A 3,443-nucleotide genomic window follows, 5' to 3' on the forward strand; every position below is an offset into this window, starting at 1 on the left:
TGTTAAGTTTTTGTGATAGTATTTTCATTGTTAAATGAGGGTTTTTATCCATCCAGTTAATTGAGTGATGAAGTGACTTTATTATTTTCATTACTTCTTGATCTGATTTTTCAATGTGTATTTCTTTTGATACAAGCAAAAAGTAAAGTTTATACACGCCAATAATTCCTATGTTCTTTACTTCTTCATTTATTCTATTCTTGGCCATAAATCCGTATGGCTCCCAAGTAGATATTGCATCGACGTTTCCTTGCATTAAATGATTTATAATAACCTGCGTTGTTGATGATATTTTTTCTACTTTTTCTAAATCAATGTCATTTACCTGTAGCAACAAGTCTAAGTAATATTCGCTAGCGCTCTTTTTTATTACACCAACCTTTTTTCCTGGTAATTTATCTATACTTTCTATGCCAGACCGCTTTTTAGTTAGCAGCTTAATATCATTCGTAGAAGATGCAAAAGAAGTGATTAATGCTAAATCTTTGTATTCAAAGCTTTTAAACATCAGTACGCTTTCAGAAAAAGTGGCGTAATTAACATGGTTTTCTAGAAGTAGGTTTGAACATTCGACCCCTCCAAAGCACATGATAAGTTCGACGTTTAAATCGTTTTCTTCAAACGCACCTATGTGCTCTGCAATGATAAAAGGGGCTGACAGAGGCGTCTTAGATATACCGATTGTTGTAGGTTTGTGGATAGCATTTGATACCGTTGTTAACTTTAAATAAGCAACTACTAATGCAGAAAGAACTAAAATTATGATAACTGTAGAAATCTGTTTTGTATCCATCAAAAACAACTCCCTTCATAATAGTAGTAATTAATCTATCAGTTAAATGAGTGTAGTTGCTTATTGGGTTGATGCTAGGAGAGGAGGGGATTTATTTGTATCGTGCCAAATTTATGAGTACCTAGGGGTAATTTCGGTAACTGGCTTAGATATAAAGAATTTATCTTTAGTTAGTTCAAGTTGTAGCAAATGACTGATTTCATAACATGATGATTTATGGAGAGATATCAACTTTTTAAGTTGAAAAATTGTACTCCATTTTTGCCATTTTTCTTTATCTCATACATTGCGTGATCGGCTTTTTGATACACTTCATTAAACGGTTGCTTTCCTTTGTTAAAGAGACAAACACCGATACTCATTCCTATCGTTACTTTATGTAAGTCTTGATTTATCGCTGGAATGATTGAATCTAAGAGTTGATTGCAAAGTTGGGATATTTCCTCTCGACTTGAATGCCAGTTTAAGACAACAAATTCATCGCCTCCTATGCGTCCAACTTGAGACTTGCTTGACGCAAGCTCTGTTAAGCTATTGGCGATATTGATGAGGAGGGTGTCGCCAGTATGATGGCCTAGCTGGTCGTTAACTGCTTTAAAATTATCTATATCAACAAACACTAAAGCAGACTGCTGAGACGGTTCGGTTTGAGGTTGATGATTAAAGTTTTCCTCAATTGCTTTTCTATTTAACAATCCAGTCAATGGATCACTCGAAGCCAACTTGGCCAGTTGCTGCTCATAACGCTTTTCTTTTGTAATATCGATATGAGTACCCATCATCCGTAGTGGTTCGCCATCAGAACCATACTCGACGATGCGCCCTCGATCGTAGACCCAGCTATCACTGCCGTCTTTATGAATCATGCGATGCACTACCTCATAAAGGTCGGTCTTGCCTGCTAGGTGATCTTCAAATGCACCCACCGCAAGATCATAATCTTCAGGGTGGAGATTGTTTTTCCACGTTTCAACCGTCGCGGTTAACTCATGGGGCTGATAACCTAGCATTTTTCCCCACTGCATATTGAATATCGTCAAAGTACCTGAAGGAATATGCTGCTCCCACAAACACAGTCCATTACTGTCGAGTGCAGCATTCAACTTTTCTTGTAGTCGCGCATTCTTCCGCTTCAGCTCTTCATTTTCTTTTTCTAAGCAGGCAATTCGAGTTAGATATTCTTCCATTTTGCGCATAATTTACGTCGTTTTCGGAGCGACAATATACGAAAAATACTTTGCAATTTCTATGATTGAGCTTGGAGATATAAATATTGAATATGCGGTAAATAATAAAGAATCGGTGATGTTACTTAAGAGCAGTAAAGTAAATGCTTGGAAAACAAAGAAGGAAATAGGGGGTAAGCGAGGGGCTCTCCTGGTGCAAAGTCTTAAATGGAGGCCTTTGCACCGGGACTACTGAGGGTTAGCGGTTTAGTGCACCACAACGCTCAGGTTGGTATGTGATATCGACAATTTCAATTGTCTTCACTTGATTATTTGGCATTGGCCAGTCAAGTTTTTGGCCGACAGACAAACCGATCAGTGCGCTGCCTACGGGTGCAAAAATAGAGATATCATCACTGCTTTTCAGTTCAGAAGGGTAAACCAGTGTCTTTGTCATGGTTCTATCTTCACCTGAAAATTTAAACTCTACAGTCGAGTTCATCGTGACCACGTTATCTGGCATTTGTTCTGGCTCAAGAACTGTTGCTCGGTCGAGCTCTGCTTCTAATTCCACAAGCTCCGCTGCGATGTTTGGCATTTTATCCAACAAAGCCGTGATTCGGTTCATATCTAAGCTTGAGATGTAGATAGAATTGTTTTCTGACATTTTATGACTCCCAAATAAAAGGCCGCCTCACAAAAATGGGACGGCACTCTATATGTCAATTACGGTATCAATCATATGGACGCTATTCCATATGAACTAAACCTGATTTTAGTCTTTATAGTGCGACTTAGCTAGTAAAAAATTTTTGTTGTGAAGCTTGATTTTTCTAAATCTTTCAATCACTTCAGATATTGTTCTCTGATCACCTTGAAACGGTGAAGTCAAGTGAGTGCGTCGTTTAGAAGCAAAGCAGGATTTATCGTAGGTGTGCTCGGTTTCGATGGTCAGCCTAACTTCATAAAAGCAAAACGGTATAGTCCGTTGCTAGCATGGCTTCGGTTATCTCAGTTTGTTAAAACTACCAATATCCGTTAATAAATTACTTTTTATTTCGCAATAGTCAGATAAATACGTTCATCTACCCCTTTAGGGTAGTTTGAAATTGTAATTGATTTACATCATGTATTAATTTTCTTTCACAATTAACAATGAGCTCAGTGATAAGAACCTAACCCTTAGGAATTATAATGAGCAAGTTGAAGCTAGTAGTCATCGGTAACGGTATGGTAGGGCACCGTTATATTGAAGACTTAGTCGAGAAAGCTGATATGTCTAATATAGACATTACGGTTTTCTGTGAAGAACCTCGTGTCGCATACGACCGTGTGCACCTTTCCTCTTACTTTTCTCACCATACTGCAGATGAACTTTCTTTAGTAAAAGAAGGCTTCTACGAGAAACACGGTATTAACATGCTGATCGGCGAACGCGCGATTAACATCAACCGTGAAAACCGCATTGTTTACTCAAGCACTGG

3 protein-coding genes and 1 pseudogene are annotated in these 3,443 nt (G+C 38.1%); 1 reads left to right on the top strand and 3 read right to left on the bottom strand.

What is annotated here, in order from left to right; all coding sequences use genetic code 11:
• From IQR33_RS20625 to rnk, 3 genes are all read right to left on the bottom strand, one after another.
• Positions 1–793: ABC transporter substrate-binding protein (locus tag IQR33_RS20625; protein WP_193843999.1), on the bottom strand; the 793-nt coding region annotated here is incomplete at its 3' end.
• A 227-nt stretch (positions 794–1,020) separates the two neighbouring features.
• On the bottom strand, positions 1,021–1,980 hold the full coding sequence (locus IQR33_RS20630; protein ID WP_193837761.1) for a GGDEF domain-containing protein: 960 nt from the start codon (positions 1,978–1,980) through the stop codon (positions 1,021–1,023).
• A 238-nt stretch (positions 1,981–2,218) separates the two neighbouring features.
• The gene (rnk, locus tag IQR33_RS20635; RefSeq protein ID WP_005390213.1) at positions 2,219–2,626 is read right to left on the bottom strand and encodes a nucleoside diphosphate kinase regulator; all 408 of its coding nucleotides are present in this window, start codon (positions 2,624–2,626) and stop codon (positions 2,219–2,221) included.
• Positions 2,627–3,153: 527 nt separating this feature from the next.
• Here rnk and IQR33_RS20640 point away from each other — a divergent pair.
• A pseudogene (locus IQR33_RS20640) lies at positions 3,154–3,443 on the top strand (nitrite reductase (NAD(P)H)); the annotation flags it as partial.

The organism is Vibrio sp. OPT46 (assembly GCF_015163535.1).
Taxonomy (GTDB): domain Bacteria; phylum Pseudomonadota; class Gammaproteobacteria; order Enterobacterales; family Vibrionaceae; genus Vibrio; species Vibrio alginolyticus.